Origin of the sequence: Methanopyrus kandleri AV19 (assembly GCF_000007185.1) — an archaeon.
Taxonomy (GTDB): domain Archaea; phylum JAADCQ01; class Methanopyri; order Methanopyrales; family Methanopyraceae; genus Methanopyrus; species Methanopyrus kandleri.
In genome coordinates, this window is record NC_003551.1 from 1121117 (window position 1) to 1145698 (window position 24582).

General features: G+C 60.4%; 19 protein-coding genes. 13 read left to right on the forward strand and 6 right to left on the reverse strand.

The annotated features are described in order from the left end of the window. Positions 1-374: 374 nt before the first annotated feature. Positions 375-647: a hypothetical protein gene (locus tag MK_RS06060; RefSeq protein WP_148679715.1), complete on the reverse strand. Its 273-nt coding sequence runs from the start codon at positions 645-647 to the stop codon at positions 375-377. Between the two features lie 303 nt (positions 648-950). Between MK_RS06060 and MK_RS06065 the strand changes: the two genes are divergently transcribed. Then, on the forward strand, positions 951-1691 hold the full coding sequence (locus MK_RS06065; protein ID WP_011019513.1) for a hypothetical protein: 741 nt from the start codon (positions 951-953) through the stop codon (positions 1689-1691). Here the strand turns inward: MK_RS06065 and MK_RS06070 are convergent. After that, complete coding sequence (locus MK_RS06070; RefSeq protein WP_148679716.1) at positions 1647-2477, reverse strand: hypothetical protein; 831 nt, start codon at positions 2475-2477, stop codon at positions 1647-1649. The two genes, MK_RS06065 and MK_RS06070, sit on opposite strands and share 45 nt — an antisense overlap. A 13-nt stretch (positions 2478-2490) precedes the next feature. Between MK_RS06070 and MK_RS06075 the strand changes: the two genes are divergently transcribed. Continuing rightward, positions 2491-2679: a hypothetical protein gene (locus tag MK_RS06075; protein ID WP_148679717.1), complete on the forward strand. Its 189-nt coding sequence runs from the start codon at positions 2491-2493 to the stop codon at positions 2677-2679. 655 nt (positions 2680-3334) lie between these two features. Here the strand turns inward: MK_RS06075 and MK_RS06080 are convergent. Beyond that, positions 3335-3865: a hypothetical protein gene (locus MK_RS06080; RefSeq protein ID WP_148679718.1), complete on the reverse strand. Its 531-nt coding sequence runs from the start codon at positions 3863-3865 to the stop codon at positions 3335-3337. Between the two features lie 189 nt (positions 3866-4054). Next, a complete protein-coding gene (locus MK_RS06085) occupies positions 4055-4543 on the reverse strand; it encodes a hypothetical protein (protein WP_011019515.1) in 489 nt (162 codons plus the stop codon). Between the two features lie 263 nt (positions 4544-4806). On the opposite strand from MK_RS06085, the gene MK_RS06090 reads away from it, so the two are divergent. The 11 genes from MK_RS06090 to MK_RS09125 all read left to right on the forward strand — a co-directional run bounded on the left by MK_RS06090 (position 4807) and on the right by MK_RS09125 (position 22014). Next, entirely contained in the window at positions 4807-9705 is a 4899-nt protein-coding gene (locus MK_RS06090; RefSeq protein ID WP_011019516.1) for a YncE family protein, read from the forward strand. Then, a complete protein-coding gene (locus tag MK_RS06095) occupies positions 9698-15247 on the forward strand; it encodes a hypothetical protein (RefSeq protein WP_011019517.1) in 5550 nt (1849 codons plus the stop codon). Before MK_RS06090 ends, MK_RS06095 begins: the two co-directional genes overlap by 8 nt. 48 nt (positions 15248-15295) lie before the next feature. Next, entirely contained in the window at positions 15296-15985 is a 690-nt protein-coding gene (locus MK_RS06100; protein ID WP_148679719.1) for a hypothetical protein, read from the forward strand. A gap of 3 nt (positions 15986-15988) precedes the next feature. Continuing rightward, complete coding sequence (locus tag MK_RS06105; protein ID WP_011019519.1) at positions 15989-16636, forward strand: hypothetical protein; 648 nt, start codon at positions 15989-15991, stop codon at positions 16634-16636. Positions 16637-16978: 342 nt separating this feature from the next. Beyond that, complete coding sequence (locus MK_RS06110) at positions 16979-17875, forward strand: hypothetical protein (protein ID WP_011019520.1); 897 nt, start codon at positions 16979-16981, stop codon at positions 17873-17875. Positions 17876-18100: 225 nt separating this feature from the next. Continuing rightward, on the forward strand, positions 18101-18535 hold the full coding sequence (locus tag MK_RS06115; protein WP_011019521.1) for a hypothetical protein: 435 nt from the start codon (positions 18101-18103) through the stop codon (positions 18533-18535). Further along, positions 18532-18672: a hypothetical protein gene (locus tag MK_RS09120; protein ID WP_158295960.1), complete on the forward strand. Its 141-nt coding sequence runs from the start codon at positions 18532-18534 to the stop codon at positions 18670-18672. The genes MK_RS06115 and MK_RS09120 overlap by 4 nt, the downstream gene beginning before the upstream one ends. A gap of 156 nt (positions 18673-18828) precedes the next feature. Then, on the forward strand, positions 18829-20088 hold the full coding sequence (locus tag MK_RS06120) for a hypothetical protein (RefSeq protein ID WP_011019522.1): 1260 nt from the start codon (positions 18829-18831) through the stop codon (positions 20086-20088). Between the two features lie 435 nt (positions 20089-20523). Continuing rightward, complete coding sequence (locus tag MK_RS06125; protein WP_011019523.1) at positions 20524-21354, forward strand: hypothetical protein; 831 nt, start codon at positions 20524-20526, stop codon at positions 21352-21354. 28 nt (positions 21355-21382) lie between these two features. Further along, a complete protein-coding gene (locus MK_RS06130; protein WP_011019524.1) occupies positions 21383-21826 on the forward strand; it encodes a hypothetical protein in 444 nt (147 codons plus the stop codon). Positions 21827-21855: 29 nt separating this feature from the next. After that, positions 21856-22014: a hypothetical protein gene (locus MK_RS09125; protein WP_158295961.1), complete on the forward strand. Its 159-nt coding sequence runs from the start codon at positions 21856-21858 to the stop codon at positions 22012-22014. A gap of 381 nt (positions 22015-22395) precedes the next feature. On the opposite strand, the gene MK_RS06135 is transcribed toward MK_RS09125, so the two are convergent. Both MK_RS06135 and MK_RS06140 read right to left on the reverse strand, forming a co-directional pair. After that, positions 22396-23019, reverse strand: coding sequence for a DUF1678 family protein (locus MK_RS06135; protein WP_011019525.1), 624 nt, complete (start codon positions 23017-23019; stop codon positions 22396-22398). 247 nt (positions 23020-23266) lie between these two features. Beyond that, positions 23267-24484 (reverse strand): hypothetical protein, encoded by a 1218-nt coding sequence (locus tag MK_RS06140; RefSeq protein ID WP_011019526.1) that lies wholly within the window; start codon positions 24482-24484, stop codon positions 23267-23269. Between the last annotated feature and the right edge of the window lie 98 nt (positions 24485-24582).

The window sequence follows — 24582 nt, forward strand, 5'->3', positions numbered from 1 at the left end:
CTATAGTTATGTATGGGGTCATTGCAGCGAGCCAGAGTGACAGTGATGCTGTGATGGTAACTATGATTAAAATTGCTGTAAGTCTGAGGAAGTGGAGGTGCTTTTCTTTGGTGACAATACATACGCCACACTCTACGAGGATACTTATGAGAAATACAATATATGATGATACCATGGATAGTCCAGGGGGTATTAAGATCGGGTACGATCTTAAGATTACGTGATCATCGAGTGTTTCTCGCCTGCACCTAGCCTCTCGCCGGGCCAGTCCTCTCGCGAGAACGACCAGGAGAGGGGGTGTGATCACGATGATCGAGAAGAGGATCGAGAAGAGCGTGATGAAGGCGATGATCTGCCCGGGCTCGAGAGCCAGCTCAAGCCGCCCCCCACTCCTTCTTCAACCCGGCCGCATGCGGTACTCCCACGGGCTCACGCTCGTCATCAAATGCCTTCTTTATAGTCTCCTTCCCCTTTTCTTCCCAGCACTTGGGAACTCCTCCGTTGTAAGTAGGCGGCGTTAATCCCTCAGTAGCCTTGTTGGCGAGACCTTTAGCGAGAGTCCCAGACACTAAGCCCGAGACACCGACAGCTGTGTTGACGATTCTTTCCCTAACCCTCCCTCTATCACCACGCATCACGTCCCCCACGACCCTCGAAGACCAGGCTCAATATTACGTACAGTGAGAGGACGGGGTAGAGCTTCCGGAGGAGGTCACCCACCCGGCCCGACTCGACCCGCAAGGAACCAGAACTCCGATACGACCTCCCTCACCTGGGGATCACCGCAGATTAAGCGCAGGAAGTCCTCCACGGGCGACGGACCCCCGCGCGACCTCCGTTCGGGCGGAGGGGGCGGTTCCTCACCGCCTTTCGTCTCCGGAGAGTTCAAATGGGGAGCGCTCAACCCCGTCCCGTGGACCGACGGTGATCGGCGGGGGCGGTCGGGGGGCTTGATCGAGGTCCTGACGGTCCTGCTAGCCCACGATCCGACCCTCATGGACCCGTGCACGCACGGGTTGGAGGTCGTTGTCACCGGCGTGCGGGGCGCCGGGAGGGTTGGGGGTGGGAGGGAGGAGACCGGTGGCGTGGGTAAGGGCGTTGGAGGCGGGGGTCGTGGTGGGAAGGTTGGTGGGGGCGGGAAGACCGTGCACCCGAGTGAGTTGTTGACGAAGCCCAAGTGGCGGTTCCTCCGCGAGACCCTCGGGGGCGGGGTGAAGGCTCGACGGGCGCACGCGTTCCGATGGTTGACCCGCGCGTACCACCCGCTCCGATCGTACTACCTGTCGAGCCTGGCGACCGCGTTCACCGGCCTCTGCGTCGGACTACTGGCCGTCCCCCTGGCGACCCGCGCTCGACGGTGGAGGCCCGAGACGGTCGCCTTCGCGGCGATCGCCCTGATCGTGACGGTCTCGACACTGTGCTGGGAGGCGTTCCTGGGGTACCTAGCATCGTGCCAGTTCCTCGCTAGGGTGACGGAGGGGGACGCTCACCTCGCCCTGAGCGAGTTCCGTACGTGGGGGATCACGGGCGTGGGTTACCTGCTCGCGGTGTACGCCGTCCTCGCCTCCCTCCTGGCGTGCGCAGCGTGGAGGAAGCTGGGCGGTCGAGCCTCGCTCCGCCTCGCCCCGCTCCTGGTGCTCCCGTTCCTAACCGGACTGTGGTTCATCCGACTCGGACTCGCGGTGGCGTGACGCGATCGGGTCACCATCCCTCGAGAGCCACTTCCCATACCACTTCCCATCGTAGGGATCGCGCCCCAGCACGCTCTCGTACACTCGACCCTCCCTCACAAGCCTCCAGCTGCGCAGGGCCGTGTCGAGATTGATGACAAACACCCCTAGGGCCGAGACGGGCGGGATCAGGAGGATCGCCGGGGCCAGGTACCACCAGGTGTGGAGAAGTTTCAAGCTCGGCTTCACCCCGATCAGCTTCACCCACGCCGGCGTCACCAGACAGCACACACCGGTCCCGAGCATGCTGACGGCAACCTCGTAGTGCCTTAACACGTCAGTCAGGGAAAAGCGGCGGTTGAGGTACACGAGCTCGTTCCAGCCGGCTCGGTTGTTCACGACGGACCCCAACAGCCCGTCCACCTCCTCCGGCTCGGGGGACTCCTCCTTCTCCAAGCACAGGGCCGCGTACACCATTGAGAACTTCTCCCACCACCGAAGGAGGTGGAAGGCCTTCTCACGATCCTTCAGCAGTCCCTGAGCGTCGTGGAGTACGCACACACCTCGGGTCCTCAGGAAGAGGAAGCCGCAGTCCCGAACCTCCACCTTGCACGGACCGGGCCTGAAGTACCCGACCCGAATTCTCAAATTCGATGGCTGACCACCCGGCGCCTCCCCGTACCTAACCGGGTAGGAGCTGAGCTCCCGGAACCTCGAAACCTCCACCTCCCCATCCGTGATCAGCTCGGCCTCGCAGTACCCCAGTGAGAGCAGCGCGATGGAGAGCCTCCGCCGGTCGCCCCTCATCCGGGGGAATCCGATGAACCCGAGGGTGAGGGCGGCCGGCAGCGCGCTCGACACGGTAAGGCAAAGCATCAACGACGTCAGGGCAAACACGATGAACGACGGGCTAAACCACTCCCGCCCGGTTAGGGGTAGGGACCAGACGACGAAAACCGGGAGTGTGGACGATACGAGCAGGGAGAAGAGAATGAGTTCTCCAACCTGAGCACGTGTGAACAACAGGCGGAACGAGGCCGTGCGACAACGAACGGTACACCGATCGTGAAACGTTACGTCGCGGGGCCCTGGAACCTCCTCACCCTGGAAGATCGCATCGCATATCCCGAAGGACAACCATACGCTTAAAGCGCACGATCCTATCGATACGGCAAGTACACTCAAGATTACAATTGAATCATATCCACAGATCGAACCGAGTACTACATAGGCCAAGAGAGAGACGTAACCCAAGCTCGCCAGTAACAGCTTAGATGATCTAGAGATACGCATCGTCGAAGAGCAGCCCCCAAGCCGGCGTTACGACTAGTCAAAAAGGGACGAGTCAAGGTCATAGAGGGATGGCCACCTTAATGCGTACAGTGATAGTGCAGTGGTAACAATCACGTACGTTGCTTCATCGTACTCCTTTTTGATATACTTAGCAACCGCTCCTACAGTCTTAAATAGAGCTCCAATAACGACAAGTGCGGTTAAGATCCCCGTTACATTTAATTGTAAAGGTGGCAAGCGGGGTGATACGTACGGCAATATCCACAGTGCAGTGGACCCTATGTTCATCAGGAGATCTCCGAAGGTAATAAGAGTGTCAGGATCCAAGCCCCTCTTCTTGCGGACATAATCCCAGAGATTGGCGGCATCACTTATGCCGAGGGGATAGGCCCGCCGAAAGAGGTCACGTTCTCCTCGAAGAATTTTTGGAACGCTTCACCTAGCGCTGATATTATGCTCCTCTTATCGTCTGGCTCTAGCGGTGATGCTGCGATCGCCCCGACGAACGTAATAAACACTGAGTACATTACTTGCGTTATTACGTAGTCAAAATACATTAAGGTGGTGACTCCTTTTTTACCTTTTGTATATACTTTCAGCGTTCCAGTCGTCGGGTCGTATTCTGGTACTTCCCCTTTAGTCAACATCTGTATTGAAGACTCTTTGCTAGTTCTTCCGTATGGTTTTACCTCCAATTCCTTTAGCAGTCTCTCTAAGCCCAGCTTGATGTTGTCAGGCAGTAGTATCCACTCTTCCTCACCGTAATATGGCTCTCCGGTAACCTTAGAAATTACATAATTCTCTATAACCTGTGTTAGTATCGAAGCCCTAGTGTTGAGCGCTCGTTGTGTCACCGGATCCGCGTAGAATTCAACCCCAAGTAGTACCGTAGGCGTGTCCAAAGAGAGTCCCAGTCGGACTTTATTATCATCCTATTTCTCGACCGTAACCTGTGCGACAATCACTCCGAGTAGAGCCCTAACTCAACTCGCTTTATAATCCTAACAGAGCTTGTTTATAGTTTAATTGTAATAATAAGCTTCGAGAATTAGTAGTAAGCTTGTTAGTACTATCAGGGCTAGTTTCTCATCCTATTTGACCTCGTCCTTGAGCCCAGCTAGTGCTTGGGCCCATTTGGTAAAGTCCTCTGGGGAGTACTCGAACCCGGGTGGTAGGCATAATACTACGAGGTAGAATTCACTCTCTAACTTAATAGTACGTAGTGCCTTCGGACCGTACTCCACGGTGATCTCGTTAACTGGTGGAGCACGCTTCCACTCCGGGGGTAGTACCGGATTCCTCAGATCGATGACGGAATACTCCAGGTCCCCTCGGGTCGTGTGGATTAGTAGTAGACTGGGCTCGGTGAGGTCGATCGCTTGGTCATCGAGCTTGACCCTCACCTTGAGCTCGCACAGTAACTCGCTCTTACCCGGTTCCAACAGCGCGTGGTACTCCCTCCCCACTCGGTACGTTAGTCCTAGGAGCCAGACTCGGGCTCGCGGTGGTCGGTCCAAGAGGACGAGCTTCTCGATCCTCTGACCGGGTGGTGCTTGGACCCTGAGGAGCCAAGCGCGCACTCTCTTATCATCTCATCTAGCTGCGCCAGCTAAGACCGAGCCCTGTCAACGAGTGTCACTGGGTCCGGCGCCCCCCGATACAGGAAATCGTTGTAATAACCGTAACGATGTGCTCTTACACTGTCGGATTGGAGGCACGCCCTGAGTACTCTCTGTAAACTTCGGGTTATCACACTCCGAAAACTGTAATGATCATTTAGTCTCGGAGAAGTGAACGTCTGCGCGACTCGGTCGGTTAGGGGAACATCGCGGGTATGTCCCGGTTGAGAGTAGCTTCAGTGATCATCTGGTTGCTGTGGATCTCCCCACCGGCCTCCGGGTACGTGTGCTGGAGTGTTCCCGTCGGGGAGTCCGTGACCTCGGTCGAATCATGTGGGGACGCGGCCGTACTGGTGACGAGTTCTAATCGCGTCCTGGTGGCCGAGCTCGACGCGTCGAGCGTCCGACTCTCGGAGGTCCTCAATTTCCACCTACCCAGTGGAACGAAAGTAGTGTCCGTGATGAGGAGCGGATTAGGACTCGTCTTCGACGCGGGCCGAATCCTCGATGACGGCATCGAGGTCTATCGTGGGGTTCTTACACACGGGGATAGAGGATGGAGGGGCGAACTGGTTCGGACCGTAGCCAAGTTCGAGGAGATTTCCCAACGGGTCAAGTCCGGAGAGTGGCGAGTCCTCGAGGTCTCTAACCTGGCTTCCGACCGTACTGGCGGGCTGTACGCCGCCGCGCTGTTAGAATCCGTGGACGGGGATTTAATCGTAGAGGTTTGGAATTTACCGGAGAGGAGCGTGATCGCGGACTTCTCGGCGACTGAGGTGAGAAGACTGGCGATAGGGGACGAAGGCACGCTCTTAGTGGCGTGTGGAGATGGAGTCGCCGTCGTCGACGGTAGGAATGTACGGTTCGTTACCGTCCCCGGTGTCGTCATCGACATGGTGGGAAGGTGGGTTCTGTACGAGGATTGGCTAGGTTACGCGCTGGGGGAGGTTACGACTTCGGGGTTACGTGAGCTGGTGAGATTACCCGGGCCAGCGCATCGCGTGACCGTATGGTCGACGGGTGGGGATGCCTACATCCTAGCTTACGGTGGGAACATCGTCTACGTTGTGGACCCCGAGGATCGGACCGTAGTAACGGTGTTAGACTTACCCGGACGCGTGGAGTTCCTCGCCCCGCCTTTCGTCGTTTACTCCGGTAAAATCGGCGTCTTGTACCTCGCCAAGATTATGGTACAACTGGAAGAGGGCTTGTGTCCGGCGGTGAAAACGTGGTTCGTGTGGCTGGACTGGTGTGCCGTATACATCGTCGACAGGAAGGTACCTGCGATATACAAAGTAGTTGAAGTTCGAGACAAATTAGGCCCTAATTGGATTAAAACTAGGAGTGGAGGAGTGACCTTTTGGTACAAACGAGTCTTTTTAAAAAGAGTTTGGCCACGGCACCCTACAGAACTTCATCTTGATGATATTGGTATCGTCGTAATAGGAGAACGTAATTCTAAGATACGAGTATACTGCTTAGATGAACGTACTGAGGAAGTATTGAAGAATTTGCTTCGTTCGCCGGACGTATGCGATATACTCAATGTGTATCCTGGCTCTGCAGTCTTCATAGTAGATTTCAAATGGAGGGATCAAAGGATACCGGCCTTCCGGTTTGTCAGGAAGTCCGGGTGGCTGGTCACGGGGTTCATCGATGAGGACGACGTCTGCCCGAACTCGGATTACGACGACGTCGTCTTGAGCGTCCCAATCTCACCCCTAACGGCCGCTCACTCGGGGATGCCGGTAATACCCTTACTCTACGGTAAGGACTGGGTATTACTATCGGCACTCCTTCCCAACTTCGACTGGTGCTGGGATAAAACGAGCGAGTTGAAAGTGTTCGTTAACGGTAAGGAGTCCGAGTTCTACGTGGTGGACTGGTCCAATAAGACCATTCGTGGTCCGTTCACGAAGTTAAAATTAAAAATTGGTAAAGATAAGCAGTTATTCATACTATTACGCGGCTTGTCCGAACCCGAATCTATCAGGATCGTTCTCAAGAGGCCTTTGGGACCCGTGTATGAGGGTTATACGGAATACGCCCCGCCTAAGGTCTCGATCTCCCGACCGTCCGCCCGTTTAGTCGAGTATAACGCGAAGGAAGACAAGGTCACGGTCGCAGTGAGCGCGGAAGTGAGCGTCCGAAACACCGTCATCAGGAGACTGACAATCGAAGTGTTCGACCTCTTCGGTAGGACACTAACACGTAAAGTGATGGGGCCTCTACCGCCCGGAAAACACCATATCGAAAAACGACTGAGTTTCATGCCCCCCGAGCACGGCCCGCTCAAGATCATCCTCCTCGCCGAGTACGACGGTGACCTGGTTATCGTGAGTGATCGTGAGTTCGTACTCCGGGCGGAGCCCGAGCGGGCGGAGCTAACCGTCTCTTACGAACGACCCGGTAGACTCACCGCACGCGTACTGGACTACGGTCGGGATTGGGTCGAACTCCGCGTAGAATCCGAGGAACCCGGGAACCTCCACCTCGAGGACTCGAAGGGACGACCCGTACCCTACTACGTCCTCGAGGGTAACGAGCTCTCGGGACCGTACGACGGGGAACACCCGCTCGAGTTGGGCACGACACCCGTGATCCTCATCCTACGGGACTTGAAACCCGGGGAGGCCTACCGGTTCAAGCTGATACGCGAGGGTAGGATCCCGACCGCGTTCGAGCTCGAGTGCGCCCTCCCCGAAGCCAACCTCGACGTCGAACTCCTGAGCGGTACCCTCGAGGGACGCTCTCTGACGTTGAAATTCTCAGTCCGGGGCTCCACCGTGAACTCGACGTTCAAGAGGTTGAACCTAGTCCTGCGAGAGGATGACCGAATCCTCTGGCGTGAGGAGGTCGACCTGGACAATACCACGTGGTTCGACCTACCCTTCGAGACCACGGTCGAGGTGGGCGGTGACGAGGGCACCCTCACCCTCGAGGTCACCGCCCATTACGACCACGACACCGTCCTCCCGGAGGGTAACGAGTTCGAGGTTCGAGAGGCACCCGCGAGGCGGGTCCTGAGGATCGCGTACGGTCGCCCGCACGTCGAACTCGAGGACTACGGACTCAACTGGCTCCTACTCCGAATCCTCCCCTGGAGACCGGGCGACCTACTCGTACGGGTGAATGGGAAACCAGTAACGTACTATGTGAAACATGGAAACGAGTTCGAGAAACACTCCGAGGACGACCCGTACCACGCGAGCGGGGCGAACGCGGTCGAAGTCCTACTGTACGACCTCGAGAAGCACGGTACGATCACGGTGATCAACCGGTCGAGCACTCTCTCCAGTGCTAGCACGCTCGATTACGCGCTACCCGAGGGTGTCGAGCTCGCCGCGGAGGTCGTCGGCGGGAGGTACCTCGTCGACGAGGGTAGGCTCACCCTGAACGTTCGAACCCTCGTGAGCCCGATCGACGTCACGGTGCGTCGGATCATCGCCCGCGTCCTGGACGACTTGGGTGAAATCCTCGGGGAGACGGTGAAGACCGTCGAGTTGGGACCCGGGATCCACGAGCTCACCCTGCCAATCGAAGTCCGCGTGCACCGAGAGTGCGGTCGCCTCCGGTTACAAGCCCTCGCCGAGTTCGATCACGGTACGATCGTGAGAGATCCCGGGGAAGGACCCGTCCCCAACCCGGCCTCGCGCACGATCGAGTTCTCGTACTCGGCCCCGAGCGTCCGCGTGGTGGACCGGGGGATCGACTGGGTATTACTCGAAGTGACGACTCGGGAGGGTGGTGAACTCGTCGTTCACGTGAACGGTCGGAAGGCCTGGTACTATCTCAAGCGGTCGAGGGGTGGTGATTGGGAGGGCCCGTACGATCCGACGAGCGTGGGCCCGAACCGTACCGTGCTCGTCCTCGTCCCGGGTGTCCCACCAGAAGGTAGGATCTCAGTGGTCCTGGGCGGGCGGCTCGAGAGGGTTCGCTCCGTGGAGTACGCGCTTCCCAGTGTAATCGCGCGGGTTGATGTAGAGGACGTCTCGGTGAGCGGGGAGAAGGTGATCGCGATGATCTCCCTGTGGTTGGAGGTTCTGGGGACTACGGTGAGAAGCATTGGGGTAAGCGTGGACGGCGTGAAGTCGTGGTCGGTGAGCGCGCTCGAGGACGGTGAACCCCTGCGATTGGACGACCTGGAGCTCGGTGAGGGAGTACATCTGGTCAGGTTATCCATCAAGTTCGTGCCGAAGGAGCGGGCTGGTACGGTCCCCGTAACCCTGAGGGTCCAGTACGAGGGTGACTCCACGTTCGACCCGGGACGCCGCGAGTTCGTGGAGAGTCCTCTCGTCCTGACCTTGAACGTACCCTACGTCCTACCTCAACGGCAGACCTCGAAGGAGTCCGGACCGAGGGGTGGGAGTCCTAAGGTCCCCGAGCGCGGTGGGACCGCAGTGGACCGAGGGAGCACGACCGCCGGGGAGTCCGGCACCGGGCGGAGCGCCGTCACCGAACCTACGCACGCCTCGACTCGAGTCGAGAGGAGACCGTCCAACGAGGAGAGACCGCACGTCGTACGACCCACCCCACCGACCCGATTCCCAATTAGACCCGTCCGGACCGAGACGGGGCACGAGGTCAAGCCGAAGCCCCTCGAGAAGCTTCCCGAGGCTCTTCCACACCCTTCGAGCTCCCTCCCCGACACCCTCGAAGCGCGGTTGACCCCCGTGCTGGTGAGCCTGTTCGACAGGTTATGGGACCTGCTCACGAGTCTCCTCTCCCAACCCACGATCACGGGCCACGCCGAGGGTGAACCCACCGCGAAGGTAACCCGGCGTCCCATCGAACACGCGCCGAGCGAGCCCTCGAGACCCCGAACTCCGACGGGGAGCGCGGCCCTCCAGGGTCCACCCCACGGTACGACCGTACCCCAAGGATACCACCGCGTGGGAGCCCTCTCGGCGCACGCGCCTCACACCTTCCGGGAAGTGGAAATCCTTAAAACACGAACCCGGGGTTACGCTTACGCAGAGGGAACATCCAGAGTCTCGCGGTCGCTCACCCGCCTACCACCCACGGGCGTCAACCTGCTAGCCCTCCTCCTGAGCGTATTCGGCGCGCTAACCGGCCTGTACTTGACCCATAGGTCGGTTCGGGGTGGGGAGGGCGGTGAGTAGGCTCCTCCCCGTGGTCCTGTTCCTAGCCTTGGTATCGGTCGTGCCCGTGGGCGTTCAAGCCCAGTCGTTCAAAGTCTGGGTCGAGGTGGAACCCTCGGTCCACACGTTCCTCGGGGCCAGCGTGTACCTCGTGGATAACGAGCACAAGGCGTTATACTCCCTGGGCGAATACAGTACCGTGATGGAAAAGTCCAAACAGCAGACTCAACCGCGACCACTCTACCCGAAGGATCGGAGCGAACCCCTCGGAGAACTCGACCTCGACGCCCTCGGCGTCGCCGTCTCGTGCTGGTTCGGGGGCGTCGGTTGCTCGGACGATCGGACCATGCGAACCCTCCTCCAGGTACTCGAGATGGACGACGAGGTCCGCGCGCGAGTCCTCGGGAACGTCTGCCCCACTCTAACCATGTTCGGGAACGTGCCCGTGCACGTGACCGAGTGTCGCGTCGAGAGGACCGAGAACACACTCACCTTCAAATTCACCCACTACGGGATCACCGTCAGGATCGTCAAGAGCGAGCTCAAGGTGCAAGTCACCGACTACGGGAGGGACTGGTTACTACTCCACGTCGAACCACCCTCGAGCGGGAAGCTCTCGATCGAGGAGAACGGTGAGACACTGGCCTTCCACACGCTGACCTCCGACGGGACCCTCTCCGGACCGTACACCGTGCTCGAGGTGGAGGAAGGCCGCCCCCTCGATCTAGTCGTTAAGGACCTCGAGCCCGGTGAGAAGAGCGCCCTCGATGTAGTCCTTGAGGACGACCTGGGCATCACGGTCAGGAAACGCGTCGAGTACGCGCTACCACTGGTGAACATCGAGAGCCTCACCGTGGAACCGGGTAACCCGCTCAGAGTGAAGCTCAGGCTGAGCGTGAAGAACACGATGGTTAAGAGGATCACCGTACGAGTCGTGGACTGCACTACCGGCGGGGTGCTCACCGAGCGGGCGTTCGACGTCGGATTGTCCGAGGGCGAGCACGAGCTCGAGTACTCGATAGAAACCCCGAACACCACGGACCCGCTCGCCGTGTTCGCCGCGATCGAGTACGATCACGGTACCACGCTGGAGGGCGAGAAGTTCGAGCCCGTAGAAACCCCCGCGCAGGACTTCACCACGATCGTACCCTCGACAGGCACGCCCGAGGTCATGCTCGACGTCGAGACCCCGGAACGAGCCCATCTGGGACTACCCGTCGAGATGACGGTACACGTTCGGCTAGGCCGGATCCCACTCTCCACGGGAGAAATCCGAGTAACCACCGAGGACGGGAAAACCCTCGCCCGAACCACCGTCTCGAACGGCGAGGCGAGAATGCTCATCCTCCCCACTCACACTGGCGACGTGGAACTCCACATCGAGTACTACCTAGGCTCGAGGAAACTGGCCGAGAGGGAACTCACCCTCCACGTCTCGAACGAGTTCCACGGGTTCACCGCCGACATCGTGAGCCCGGGCAACCTGGGCTCCCTGGGCTACGACCTCCGCGGGTCGTACATCCCCGAGAGGAAATACCCCGCGAAGGACGAGCCCATGTTGTACATCTACAGGACCTGGTGGGATGAATACTACCCGTTCCTCGTCCAACCCGCGGACCGCCCGAACGCCCTCCTCGCGAACGGCCTGAAGATCACCCTACCCGAACCCGCCGACACCGTGTACATGCTAACCCTACCAGTACGCGTCCACTACCCGATCAGGGTCACGATCGAGGACTCGAGCGGGGAGCGCGTGACCAGGAAACTCTGGTGGCTGAACTGGGACTGGCAATGGTGGTGGGACCACGGTTGGAGCGTGTACCACCTCAGGCTCACGGCCCGAGACCTCGGTCTAAAGGACATCACCGAACTCGAGTTCGACGTGCCGAACGGACTCCTCTGGATCCTCGCGCTGACCTACCGCTCGGGCGACGCGTACAAGGCCCTGATCGAACCCGGAAAGGGCGTGACCCTCTACCGCGAGCCCGGACCGGTCGAGATCGAGCTCGAGGGCTGGCCCGCGGGCTCGGACCACGAGGTAGTCTGGAGGAAGGTCGGGGACGAGTGGATCCCCTTCTACCTGTGCCCGAAGGATCACCCAAACGCACTCCCCGCAGACCACCTACTCCTCCACATACCCCACGACGCCGACCGAGCCTACATCCTACTCTACGCGCGCGAGGACACGACCGCCGAGTACGGTATCCTAACACTCAAGACCACCGTCCCGCTCGAACTCCCCTGGAAGTCGAACGTACCACGCTCCGACGACTTCGACCACCTGGCAGTCCTCGAGATCCCCTGCAAACCGAGCTCGCTAGCACGATCACGCGGTAGGGTGCTCCTCGTCAACGCCCCGAACGCGTACGTCATCGCCATCACCTACCACCTGGGGGACAAGTACGAGGCACACGCTCCAGACGGCGAGAAAATCACCCTCACGAGCAAGGACCTCCCACACTACCACAACGCGAACATCCTCCGAGAGACCATCGACTCCGAGGAGCACGGGTTACCACCCGAACTCTGGCACGAGGGCGTAGCCTACCACTGGCTCCCCGTACCCGGGACAGTACTCCACGTGCAAATCCCCTTCTACCTCGCGCCGAAGGACGCCGAGAACGCGATCAAGGTCGAGAACGACCTGAAGATCCAACTCCCCGAGGGGACCAAGGCCGTCTACCTCCTCTACATCGCGACCGACCAACGCGACCCCAAGGACCGCCCCGCGAGCAAGTACCACCTCGAGATCACCCTCGACGACGGGCGGACCGTCCAAGCCATCGTACTACTACCCGATTATCTAGCGCTCACTCGGGACCCGAGTACGGCCCTACTAGCCATGGACTACGCGCGCACGAACCCCACGGGCTTAATCCTCATCACCCAACGACCCGCCTGGCACCTCCCGGTACTACTCAAGGACGACCAACCCGAGGAGGCGCACGCGTACGCCTGGGTCCTAACGATCGCGACGGGCGAGGAGCACACGATCCGCGAGCTCACCCTCCACCCACCCGAGACCGGCCGACTCTACCTCCTGGCGATCACGGCACAGGCGAAGGACGCTAGACTATACGCCGTCCTCGGGCCGGGACAGTGGGTCGAGTTGAGCCCGCCCGGGGAGGTCTGGCACGGTCACACGGTGGACGTCGTCCACCCGGGTGAGACTCGAGAGCAGTTGCCGATCGAGGCATGGCACCGGCGGGTCCTCGTCAAGACCCCGGACGAGGCGATACCCCTGCTCCTAGCCCGCCCGGACGGTCCGAACGCGACCCCGATCGCGACCCGAGAGTCGACTCTTAACATAATCCTACCCAAACCCGCGGACGCCGTGTACTTGCTGTACCTAGCGACCGATTACGAGGAGGCGAGCACGCCGCCCACGCTACCCCTACTCGCCCTCCTCGACGATGGGAAACTAACCGGGACACTCGTCCGGATCGCTCCCGCGGATCGGAAGCCCTCGGACCTCCTACCCGCCCTCGCCTGGGCCGAACCACTCGTCGAGGAGGGTGAGGACCTCACCGTCCGACAGGCACCCGTCATCACGTGGGATCGCGTGTATAAGCCCACGGGGACGGTAGTGCTCGAGGGTCGGACCGCCTGGCTGCTCGAGCTCAAGCCCGAGCACGGGAGGATCAAGGCCCTGACCTTCCTGCCCACCGACACGCGGCTCACGGTGTACCTCCTCGCCGTGACCCTCCGCATTGGAGATTACTACTACGCGCTCGAGGGCGGGAAGACCATCCGCCCACTGGACGCGGGTGAGGCCGATACTACAATCGAGACCGCTTGGAAGCCCGAGCGCGCGCCCGAACTGCCGAGGACGTTCTCATGGCCCGGGTTCTCGGTGGACCCGGCCGAGAAACCCTACGATTATCGTCATCACGTGCGCGTGCTCGAGGACGAGGTCGTGATCACCCTCGGGGACGAGCCGGTACCGGTGCGGCTGACGGGTAGGCTGGCGCCCGTGGTACGCCGGGAGGTCGAACTACCCGAGCCCGCGGACGCGGTCTACCTGCTTTACCTGACCGGGCACGCTCCGTCCACTTCGCCGGCCCGACTCCTCGTCGAGTACGAGGACGGTGGCAGGGCGCTCGTCCTCGTCAATCTAGCGAGCGAGGTGGGATTGTACGAGAGTCCGGCTCGAACCGTGAGTGCGTGGGTTAGGCCCGTCCTCGGTTGGCACAACGGGGCGCCTACAGTGGTCCAACAGCCCGCGCTCGAGCTCGAACGCGATGATGGTAAGAGAGTACGCGCTTGGTTCCTCAAGGTCCAAGCACCACCCGGTCAGAGGATCAAGAAGCTCGTCCTCCTAGACCGACCACCACGAGCCCGAGCCTGGCTCCTAGGACTAACGTACCGGGTTGGGAGTGAATACTACGCGCTGTTAGAACCGGGTAAAGGCGAGTTATTGGACGAGCTCAAGGTGAGGGTTAAGCTCGGTGACCAGGCGATCGACCTCACCGAGCCTAGCCTATTGCTAATCCACACGACCCGAGAAGACTTAGAATACTCGATCATCGACTTGAGAAACCCGGTATTACCCCCGGAGTGGAAGCGAGCACCACCGGTTAGTGAGGTCACCGTGGAGTACGGTCCTAGAATACTGCGCACTGTCAAGCTAGAAGGCGAGTCCTACCTAGCGGTATTATGCCTACCACCCGGGTTCGAGTACTCCCCAGAGGACTTTACCAAATGGGCCCAAGCACTAGCCGAGCTCAAGGATAGGGTTAAACAAGATGAGAAAGATGAGAAATTAGCCCTAGTAGTGCTAACGAGCTCACTACCGATCCTCGAAGCTTATTACTACGATCAGGTGATAAGCAAGCTCTGTGAGGATTACAAGGCGAGTTGGGTTAGGATATTACCCGGTGTGATCATCGCGCAGGTTACGATCGAGAAACGGAGTGATAACAAAGTCCGACTGGGACTCTCCCTGGACACGCCTACCGTCCTACTCGGGGTTGAATTTTACGCGGACCCGGTGACACAACGAGCACTCAACACTAGGGCTTCGATACTAACACAAGTCATTGAGAACTATGTAGTTTCCAAAATCACCGGAGAACCGTACTATAGTGAGGAAGAATGGGCTTTATTACCTGATAATGTTAGACAAGATTTGGAGAAAATACTGAAGGAGCTAGGAGTAGAACCACACGGGGAGACTAACAAACAATCCTCAATACAAGAACTGATAGAAGGAGAAATACCAGAATACAACCCAACAACAGGAACGATAGAAATAGAGGTAGAAAAGAAGAAAGGAGTAGCAGGTGTTGCGTTATGGTTGATATCTACGTGGCTTTCCTTAATCGATGTCGCTTCAAGTCCTCCTCATGAGTGGTGGGAATGGTTCCTTTTAGGTTTAAGTATGGGGGTTATTGGTTGGCTTGGAACAATCCATATTGGATTTGCAATTATTTCAATTGGGATTTCTATATTCATCATATGGTACGAATATCGCGAATACGGTTCTACTCCATCCCCGTTTGGATGGGCTAGTTTAGCAATATCCATCGGGTCGACTATTAAGGATATCATGAAGATGTTATAAATGATATATTATAATGACGCCACTGGTAGTGCTTTGGGTGGTGTTCTCATGAGCGTTCGAACCGTGTCACTGCTCACGTTGTTGTTACTGATTGCACCGGTGGCAGCTGATATCCCACCTCACGCCTCCGAGAAGGAGCTGGAGGATCCGAACTGGTGGTGGGAACATCATCGGGGACCCGTTTGGGCGACCCGGTACCCGGAAGTCTGGAACAAGATCGTGCTCAAGTACGAGGATCCGGAAGATCGGGAGAAGGTCTCGAAGTTAGGAGAGGCACTCCGTCATCCCCCGAGAGGGTTTGAGCTTTGGATATGGTTCATACTGGGGATGGCGTTAGTGCTACCGCCTGCCTCGCGAGTCGGATTTCTTAAGTTCTTTAAGTACAAGACGTGGGAGGCTCCTGAGTGGCTGATCCAATACTGTGGGACGATAATCCTGAGTATGGCCTACCTCGCGATCATCGCGATGGGTAGGGCTTACGTCCTCAATTGTTCCGTGTACTACGTGATGATCGGGAAGCTCAGTGAGGCTTACCGGACGTTTTACCTATGGACGGCGTACGCCGAGCCGTTCCTTCTAGCATTCAACGCGGCTATACCGTTGATCCTAGTGTCCAAGCTCGAGTTGCCGTACCGTCGGCTTAAGGCGGGTATCCTGATCGCGTGGCTGGCGTCTCTGGTGCTGAACGTTCACATGCACTCCGAAAGTCTCACACTGTTATCGACCCTCGGGGGATGATGGTTGGGCCACTCGGTAGTTCTAGCACTATCGATCATCTTCGTCGTCGCGCTGTGCCCATGCCATGCGGGGTCGTGGAGCGTCGATCCCGAGATCGTCGAGCATCCGTGGTTGTGGAACCGGTACGTGGTCAGTAAGTACCACGATCCGGTCGAACGGTCGAAGGTGGTCGGTCTCCGAGAGGAGCTGCTGGATTACCGGAAGGCGCGCGTGACGGTGGTATTCCTGTGTACGGGCGTTTGGGTCATCGGGATCGCACTCCTACTGGTGAAGAACAGGAGGGCCCCCAAGGAAGCGTTAACGGAACACTTCTTCCGGTTGGCGTCCCCACTGGGCTTCGCCGGTCTCGCCATCGTTATAGCATCGATTGGGGAGTTCAACGCACTCCTCGCTCTGTCCAAGGGTGAGGGTTATCGGGTTGCGGTCGAGACGATCCGCGCGTACGGCGTGTACGGGCCCGCGGTGATCGCCCTATTAGCGATCGCCGTAATACTCGTGACGGTATCCCGGCGTGCTCCGAAGGTCGACCTACCCTTCCTACCCAAGACGGGCTTACCCCTCAGCAGGGTATCGGCCATCATAGCCTGGACGTCGGTACTACTCACGTCCGCGCTCATAATCTCGTACACCGTAGAACTGTTCTCAAGGTAGATCGCGCGATAGACTGCGACGGATGACGACAGGGGGTGGGATCATCGGTGGTCGACGGGCATCCCGTCGGGTTAAGAGGCCGTGGGATTGGTACGAGAGGGCTAACTTAACGACGTACGTTATCGTCGGCATGATGTTCGCGATCCTGATCGCGTGTAACTGGCGGGAATTCGCGCCTCTCACCCCTATGGCCGTGGGATTCTTCCTCGCGGCATTGTGGATAGTCGGTACTAGGACACACCCGAATCCAGGAGATCTGAGGCGTCTTGACTTGCGTACGGTCTATTATCGCACGGCCTCAGCCTGTCACCCGGACTGGTACTGACCGCGCTCGCGGTACCCGTGATCGTGGTCATAACCGCCGCGATATCACTCCAACCGAAGGCTTCTCACGCCACGCTCGCTGCTACCGAGTTCCTTATACTAATCCTCGCCCTCAGCGCCGTGAACTACGTCCTCTTACCGTTGTTGGGTTTCGGTGCCGTCTGGGTCTTCAGGGTGGGAAAGAGGCTCTACCTGGTCTCCCTCGGGTACTGCGAGGGTGAGACGATCCTCGAGCCGGGTGTGGAGGTCGAACTCTCGGGGTTCCAGGTCCTCGCGGAGTTCCCCCTGGAGTCGGAGTACCACGGTCGATTGTGGATCAGGATCGGGTACTTCCCACCGGGGATCCACTGGGTCGAGTTACCCGAGCGCGGTTTCTTCTTCCTCCGAACCCGGGGCGTGTGTGCGCTGCGGGACCCGTACCTGCCCCGGGACGACGAGGGAGCCCTCGAGATGGCCCGCTTCCTGGAGAAACTCTCGATGGTGTACGCGGCCGTGTGCTTAGAGGAAGGGGGCCCGAACCCCGGGCGCGCGCGGAAGATCATGAAACACGTGAAGAACAACTCCAGGTGGGGAACGACGGTGAGGTACTTCGGGGTCAAGGTGCCGCTCGGGCGGTTCACCACCAGTCAGTCGACCACCGTAACGGTGGCCGTATTGGTGGCCCTCTCGCTGGTGTCGGCACTCGCGAGGGGTGAGCCGCTGGGGCCGATGGGCGCACCGATCCTCGTCCTTTCCTGGCTGTTGGCATGCGTGCTGCTGGCCCTACCGGTGGCCTGGCGCAACAGGAGGGCGGTCAAGACCGGACGCTGGTACCGGGTGATCTTCGAGCGCCACCGCGTGGAAGAGGCTATCGACAAGGCACGGGACTGGAACTGGTTCCCCGACCTCGAGAGGGTCGACCCACTAGAGGATTGATCACGACCCGAGGCCCTCGTCTCGGCACAACTGGAGGGTCAAGACCCTGTTTGACCCCCTCCCTTCCCCCTCCGAAGCCCGAGGTCCCGCTTCGCAGACCCTTCGAGAGAGCCACAAACCAGCGGAGCCGGGGGCGCTCCACGCTACGGTGGAGGTGCCGGCGCGTGGCCGCACACCAGTTGTTCGATTTGAATTCCCTTTGCGGTGAGTATGGAGGGGTTCCGCTTGGGTCGGGTGGTGCGAGGACTCCTCATGGCGGCGTACGTCGGCCTCTCACTCGCGATAACCTGGCCGTTCGCGTGGCGCTTCTTTCGGTGGTGCGCCCCCTACGCCCCGGCCGCGTACACGGTGTCCGAGCTGGTGATGATGGTCGGGACGTGCGGGATTCTGCGGTCCGCGATCCCCTTGGCGGCGGTGGGTTGGGGCGACGTACTCAACGTCGCGGTAGTGGCGATCTGCGCGTCTTACATCCCCTTCTGCGTGTGCTGGATCGTCTTCCGCGTCTACCTGCACTGCTGCGGGACTGCGCTCCCCGACGGCGGTTCTCTCATGACCGTCCTCGGCGCGGTCCTGCTCTCGACCACCTCGTTCCAGGTCCTGTGGAGGCCCGAAGGGCGCTGCGGAAGCTGCACGGTGAGGTGGACGTCGGCCGGGACGTGAGGCTGTTCCTCGCGGGCTTCGCCGCCATGATGGTCACCGCGACGCTCGCGGCCGTCTACACGGTCCTCCACGCGCCGCCGCAACGGGTGGCGGGTCTGGCCGGTTCCGATATCGTGTGCATCCTCCGTCCCCGCTGACGGATCCGCGGCCCCGAGCCCGCGCTCGGGTGGTACGGGCGGGCCTACCGGGCAGCCCTTACTACTCCTTTCCTTTCCGTATTCTAATTGAAGCACCGGGTCCGCCGGTTCCCCGATCCCATGAGATCGAGGGTGACCGACGGCGGGGAAGCGGCGTTGCGCGGCCTAACGCGGTTCGCGGAGCGGAGACTTCGATGGTACAGGCGGGCCTACTGGACGCTCTGCCCGGCCGTCGTCCTCTTCACGGGTTTGGGGTGGGAAGAGGCGGGGCTATTGCTGATGGGTTTCGCGGCCTTCGCGGGGGCGTTCTACGGGATCTACCGGGAGGAAACTGAGGGAACGTTCCCCCGATCCGAGCACTCACGCCGGGTCGGTCGCACCCTGATGTGGTACCCCACCGCCTCGTTCGACCGCGTGCTGGGAGGCCTCACCCCGACTACCTTCCTGCCACTGTTTCCCGCCCTCCTCTACTTCATCACTTCGGTCGCCCGTCACCCCGACTTTCTCCACTCTCGAATCGCGGTAGCCCTCTTCTTCCTCGGCCCTCTGCCAGTCCTACTCTACCTGGTACGGTACGAGGTCGCTTCGGCCCTCGGTTGCGTCCGGGTCCTCCGCGTTCGCGGTTCCCGGGCCCTCCTCCTCTCCCTCGGGTACTGCGAGGCCGAGTTGGTTACGGATGGAAACGTGAAGGTTTCCGGGTTTCGTGAGCTCGGTTCTTACCCGGTCGAGTACGGGGGCTTACCCGGGGACCCGCCCGGGGACTTGAGGATCCGCGTTGGTTACTTCCCGCCGGGGAAGCACGAGGTCGAGGTCCGGGATTGTGACTTCCTCTTCCTCAGGACCCGGGGCGTGTGCATGCTCTACGACTCCCGTGGACTGCCGGAGGACCGGGAGGGGGCGTTCCACCTAGCCCGGTGGTGGGAGAAGTTCTCGATGGCGTACGCGGCCCTGTGCCTGAAGGAGGGCGGACCGCCGGATCCGGGTGAGGCCGAGGCCCTGGCCGCGGGAGCCGGTGACAACGCCCGCCGGGCCCTGACCGTGACCTACTTCGGGGTCAAGTTCCCGGTCGGGAAGCTGGTCGCGAGCGAGGAGGCCATGTTAGGGGTCGTCCTCGGGATGATCCCGATAGCGACCCTGGTGCGCGATCTCCTCCCGCCCGACCTGTCGCTGCTATCCGCACCGATCGCCGCACCGCTCGCCGGGGTACTCCTCGCGTTACCCATCGCCTGGCGCAACCGACGGGTGGTCAGGACCGGGCGGTGGTACCGTCTCCTACTCCGAGGGGATCATGTGGAGAAGCTGCTCCCCAGACTGTTGGGGGAAGATTTGTGGTCCCGGCGGGGTGGGATGATCACGACCCTGTGGAAGGTGTTCGACGTCCTCGAGCGGGAGCGTCGACAACATCCACCGTACTGACCTACACCTGGTGGTACTCAGAACCACGTCCCGAGTCGTTCCGATTTCTAGCCCATGGAGTCGACGTCACGGGGGAGGAGTAACGCAAGGGAGATCCGACGTGTTTTTCCGAAACGAAAAGTCTTAAATTCCGTCGAGTAGATGCCTACTGGGAGGGGGTCGGGACGTTCCGGTCCGCCGTCCGGTTCGTCCTGGTGCCCCTCTTCGTCCCGGCTCCGGCGTGGGACGGCACTGGACCCGGGTGCAAACGATCCCGCGGAAGCCGTCGCGGACGATGATCCGGCCGCCGAGGTCGTGGGTGGTATCACGCCGTCGCCTCGCTGGCGACCGGGTACGCGATGCAGGTGGCCCTCGAGAAGTCGCCGAACCCCACCATGGCCGTACTGGCGTCTGGGATCAGCGCTCTAAGCCTGGTCGGGGCCTCCATAGCTCGCGATGCGCACCTCCACCCCCGACGACCGGAAACTGAGGGACTGCACCGCCGAGGTCGGGGTGCTGAGCGTTCTGGGTAGGATCGTGGTGAGTCACCGCCTCCTCGAGTCCCTCGGGTCCGACGACCGGGATTACCTACGTTACCTACGATGTGCGCTGATATCCGATCTCGTGGCGTGCGTTAGCCTCCTGGGTGTGCTCGAGATCTACGCTTTCTCTCTCACCGTGAGTCCGGCGGCCATCCCGGTGGCCATCCCCGCGATCCTCCTCCTGGCCGGCATGACGTACCTGTTGAAGACCTTGCTGGAGTCCTCCCCGCTCGCCGGCGTGGTGGACAGGATAACGTATCACATGTGTATCCTGTCGGCGGGAACTTGCGACCCCGTCATCTCGATGCAATTGCAGCCCCCGGGCGATCTAATGGACATCCCGCCGTACGCGTTCGGCCTCGTGTACGGTCTCACGGTTTTAGCACCCATCATCCTACTCTTTGGGACCTTGATGCCCGCGGGAGCGGTGCTGGAGCCGTTCGAATACCCGTTGGAGGACTCTCCGATCCCGGGTCTGATCCTAGTGGCGGACATCGTCCGGCCGTTCACGCTATGCACGGTGATACTCGACGTCCTGTCGGAGGTGTTATCGGCGGTCCTCTTACCGGGTGAAGTCGTCAGGAAGGCGGTGGCCGCCCTCGGCCGGTCGGTGATGAGCCTGTTAGGCATCGGTCCCTCGGGTGAGGGAGCCCGAGCGGAACCCGCCGGTGGATCCGGGGCGCCGAGGGCGTCCCTCAACGCTCACCGGTACTCCCTTTGGAACCCCCTCCAAATAACCCTCTAAGCCGATCCGGACGTCGGGGGGTCGTACCGTGGGGTGTCTCCCGACCGTGCTCGCCGCCTTAGCGGCCATCTTCGTCGTGGGAGGGGTCGCGACGGCGACCGATGACACCTATCCCCATCATTATGTCAAGTTTCGGATCGAGCCGAAGATACAGTCCGTGGAGGTACCGTCCGAGGTCGTAGCGGAGGGTGGGACCGCCGAGGTACCCGTGAAAGTTACGGTCACCTGGACTGGCAATTACCCGTGCACGATCAAGCGCACACCGACCAGGATGACGTTCGCGGTCGACGGGAACGTGGTGAACACGCAGATGATCACCCCACCGTACAAGGTCGGGGACACCAGGACGGTGAGCACGACCCTGAGGCTCACGCCGGGCGAGCACGAGATCACGGTGACGGTGAGGTTCCCGAACCTCTGCAGTACGGGATCGCCGGTGGAACCGACACGAAGAGCGTCAGGGTCGTCGTAAGGGTCGGAACGTCACGATCCGGGCACGAGGTGTCGGAACGGCAGGAGGAACGATTGGGAGAGGAGCGGCAGGATCAGGGCCAGCGGGAGGGACAATCGTGTGAGAAGAGGGGGAAGGAGAGGGAGAAGAAGAGGGGCAAACTACCCGTCCTCCCACCTCCGGTGATCCCGAGGAGGCGACGCCCGTAACGGGGACGAACTCGAGACGCGACATCTCAACGGCCCACCTCCCCTACCCCGCCTCGACGTCCGTCGGCGTCGCGGGCGACGTCCCCGGCTCGCCTCGAGATCACGCCCCGGATGCACGCTCGGTGAGCCCGACAGCGGGGACGTCCTCGCCATCTAGGGTTGGTTCCCTCGGTCGGATCTGGAACCTCGATCACCCGAGACGGTTGCTCATCACTCGATCGTCGGTGACCGAGCCCGTCACGGACGTTGGGCTCATCCGCTACCAGTCCGACTTGACATCCCGAACGGTGGTGTTACTGTAGTCCGACGATCGTACGTGAACTATGCACAAACTATGTGACATTAGCATGAGCATTAGTCGACGATCGTACGTAGATGTTCTTACTCGCGTCGCCCGTGCCGGAGTTTCCAGCGCTCTAACTCGAACTCCACGTCGGGGATCTCGTGTTTCCCATCTAATGACTCCCTCCTGGAGCGGATGACCTTCCTCAAGTGACTCGAGTAGTGGGCGGGCCAGCTCCCGAGGGCCCTGATCAGGAAGGATTCCAACCGGTCGGGTAGCTTCTCCAACACGTCCCGGATCCGCGGTGAGTCGGAGGGTCTGGCGTCGAAGGTCAGGGCGAGCCCACGAGCCAACACCCGTCGAGCCCGTTTGTATGGCAGGTCCGAGACTTCGGTGAGCAGGGTCTTGAGCACCGAGCGGAGGTTACGCATCAAATGCCGGGCTAGTTCGAGGACTTCCTCACGATCTAAAGAAACCAGCCACTCGACGAAGGAAACACTCTCGTTCTCGGGTTTACCCAGGTAGAGGGTGCGCCCGTGCTCGAACTTCGAATCCCGCCTCCACCTCGCGACGTAGTACGGACCGCAGGTACTACCGTTGACCGTCCGGTAGGTCACCTCCAGACTCGGCTTCTTCCTCCGGCGGTATACTTCCCGGAGTACCCGAAGGGCTCGGATGCGCTCGACAGGATCATGGGGTATCGGGACGTGCGATGTGACCAACCCCGCACACGACCCCCTCAGGTGCCCCCAAATTGTATGGAAGTAGGAGGAGAACATTCTCGAGATATAAGCGTTATCATCCGGGACTGGGATCCGCCTGGGGAAGCGCGCGTCCTCCTTTCCCATACATTCGGTCGAGACGGCGTGCACCGGCGGAGCCCGGGATGATCACCGGAGATCGTCCTAAGGTTACGGGAGAACTACAGTGAAGGGGGACGGACAGAATTACCCAGTAATGTAGGGACGTCTATTTCGATGGGTTGTAGACGCATAACGTGGATAGGAGCCGACGGTGCGGTGGTTCGCCTTCCAGTAAACACTCATAGACGCGGCCCGAACGCACCGCCCTCCGATTGAGCAGCAACCCGCACAACACCGGTAGGGCCAGCAGACAGAGGGTGAACGCGTCGAGGACGACCATCGCGTCGAGCGCGCCCCAACCTCTAACGCCTCTAGTGAGCACGAAGTCCACCGCCTCCGTCATCGGGAGGAGGGAGAGGACTAGGACGCACATCTCGACAACGGGTAGGTTGAAGTCGCAGTTCATGTACCGCACGAGGAACCCGACGGCTCGATTGTTCCTCACACGCTCCAACCACCTCTCGAGCTCCACGGCGCCGGGTACGCCCTCCCGTAAACACAACGCCGCGTACGCCATCGAGAACTTCTCCCACCACCGGGCTAGGTGGAACGCCCCCTCCCGGTCCTCCGGCAGTCCACGGGAGTCGTAGAGCATGCACACGCCCCGGGTCCTGAGGAAGAGGAAGTCACAATCCCGGACCTCGACCTCGTGCTTCCCCGGCGGGAAGTAACCAACGCGGATCCTCAAGTCCCCGGGCGGGTCCCCGGGTAAGCCCCCGTACTCGACCGGGTAAGAACCGAGCTCACGAAACCCGGAAACCTTCACGTTTCCATCCGTAACCAACTCGGCCTCGCAGTACCCGAGAGACGCCAGTGACACCCGCGTGCCCTCGGGCTTGACGCGTACGGGTAGCGCGTACCCGAGCGTCATGGCCGCCGAGAGTTTGACCAGGTAGGAGAACACGGTCGTCGCCGCGATGGATATGAGCAGGAAGACCGTGAGCGCGACGCCCGTCCTATCCCCCGTCGATAACCACATCGTGAAGAACAGTATCAAGGCAGGGATCATCGCCAGCGGGAGCGCCGTCCCCAGCTTGGGGCCGTCGCGGAGCCTGTTGAAGGAGGCCGTGGGATAGAGTAGTCGGGTCCCGATCCTAGCGTGCTCGGGTTTCGGCGCCCTCTCGCGGAATGAAAAGGGCCTCATTAGTCCGAGGAGAACGCCTACGATACTACCCAAACCCGCCACCATCACGCCGGCGTCCGACCCGAGGAGCCCCAAGGGCGCCGAGAGGGTGCAGAGCGCACCGTACGCCAGCCTCAAGCGCGAGACGGTTTCCCGACTCACCAACGGAAGCTCACAGCCGGAGGCCCCCGGATCGCCCAAGGGAACGAGCCCCCGGCCGGACCTCCTTCGTGAAGGGAGTCTGGGCACGTTGAACGATCGTCCGGGGGGACTCCGATTTCAGCGGGCATGAGGGGAGA

Coding starts and splice junctions, on each gene's coding strand:
- MK_RS06070 (WP_148679716.1), bottom strand. CDS start 2,477: ATGAGGGGCGACCGGCGGAGGCTCTCCATCGCGCTGCTCTCACTGGGG.
- MK_RS06075 (WP_148679717.1), top strand. CDS start 2,491: ATGAACCCGAGGGTGAGGGCGGCCGGCAGCGCGCTCGACACGGTAAGG.
- MK_RS06100 (WP_148679719.1), top strand. CDS start 15,296: ATGAGCGTTCGAACCGTGTCACTGCTCACGTTGTTGTTACTGATTGCA.
- MK_RS06125 (WP_011019523.1), top strand. CDS start 20,524: ATGCGCACCTCCACCCCCGACGACCGGAAACTGAGGGACTGCACCGCC.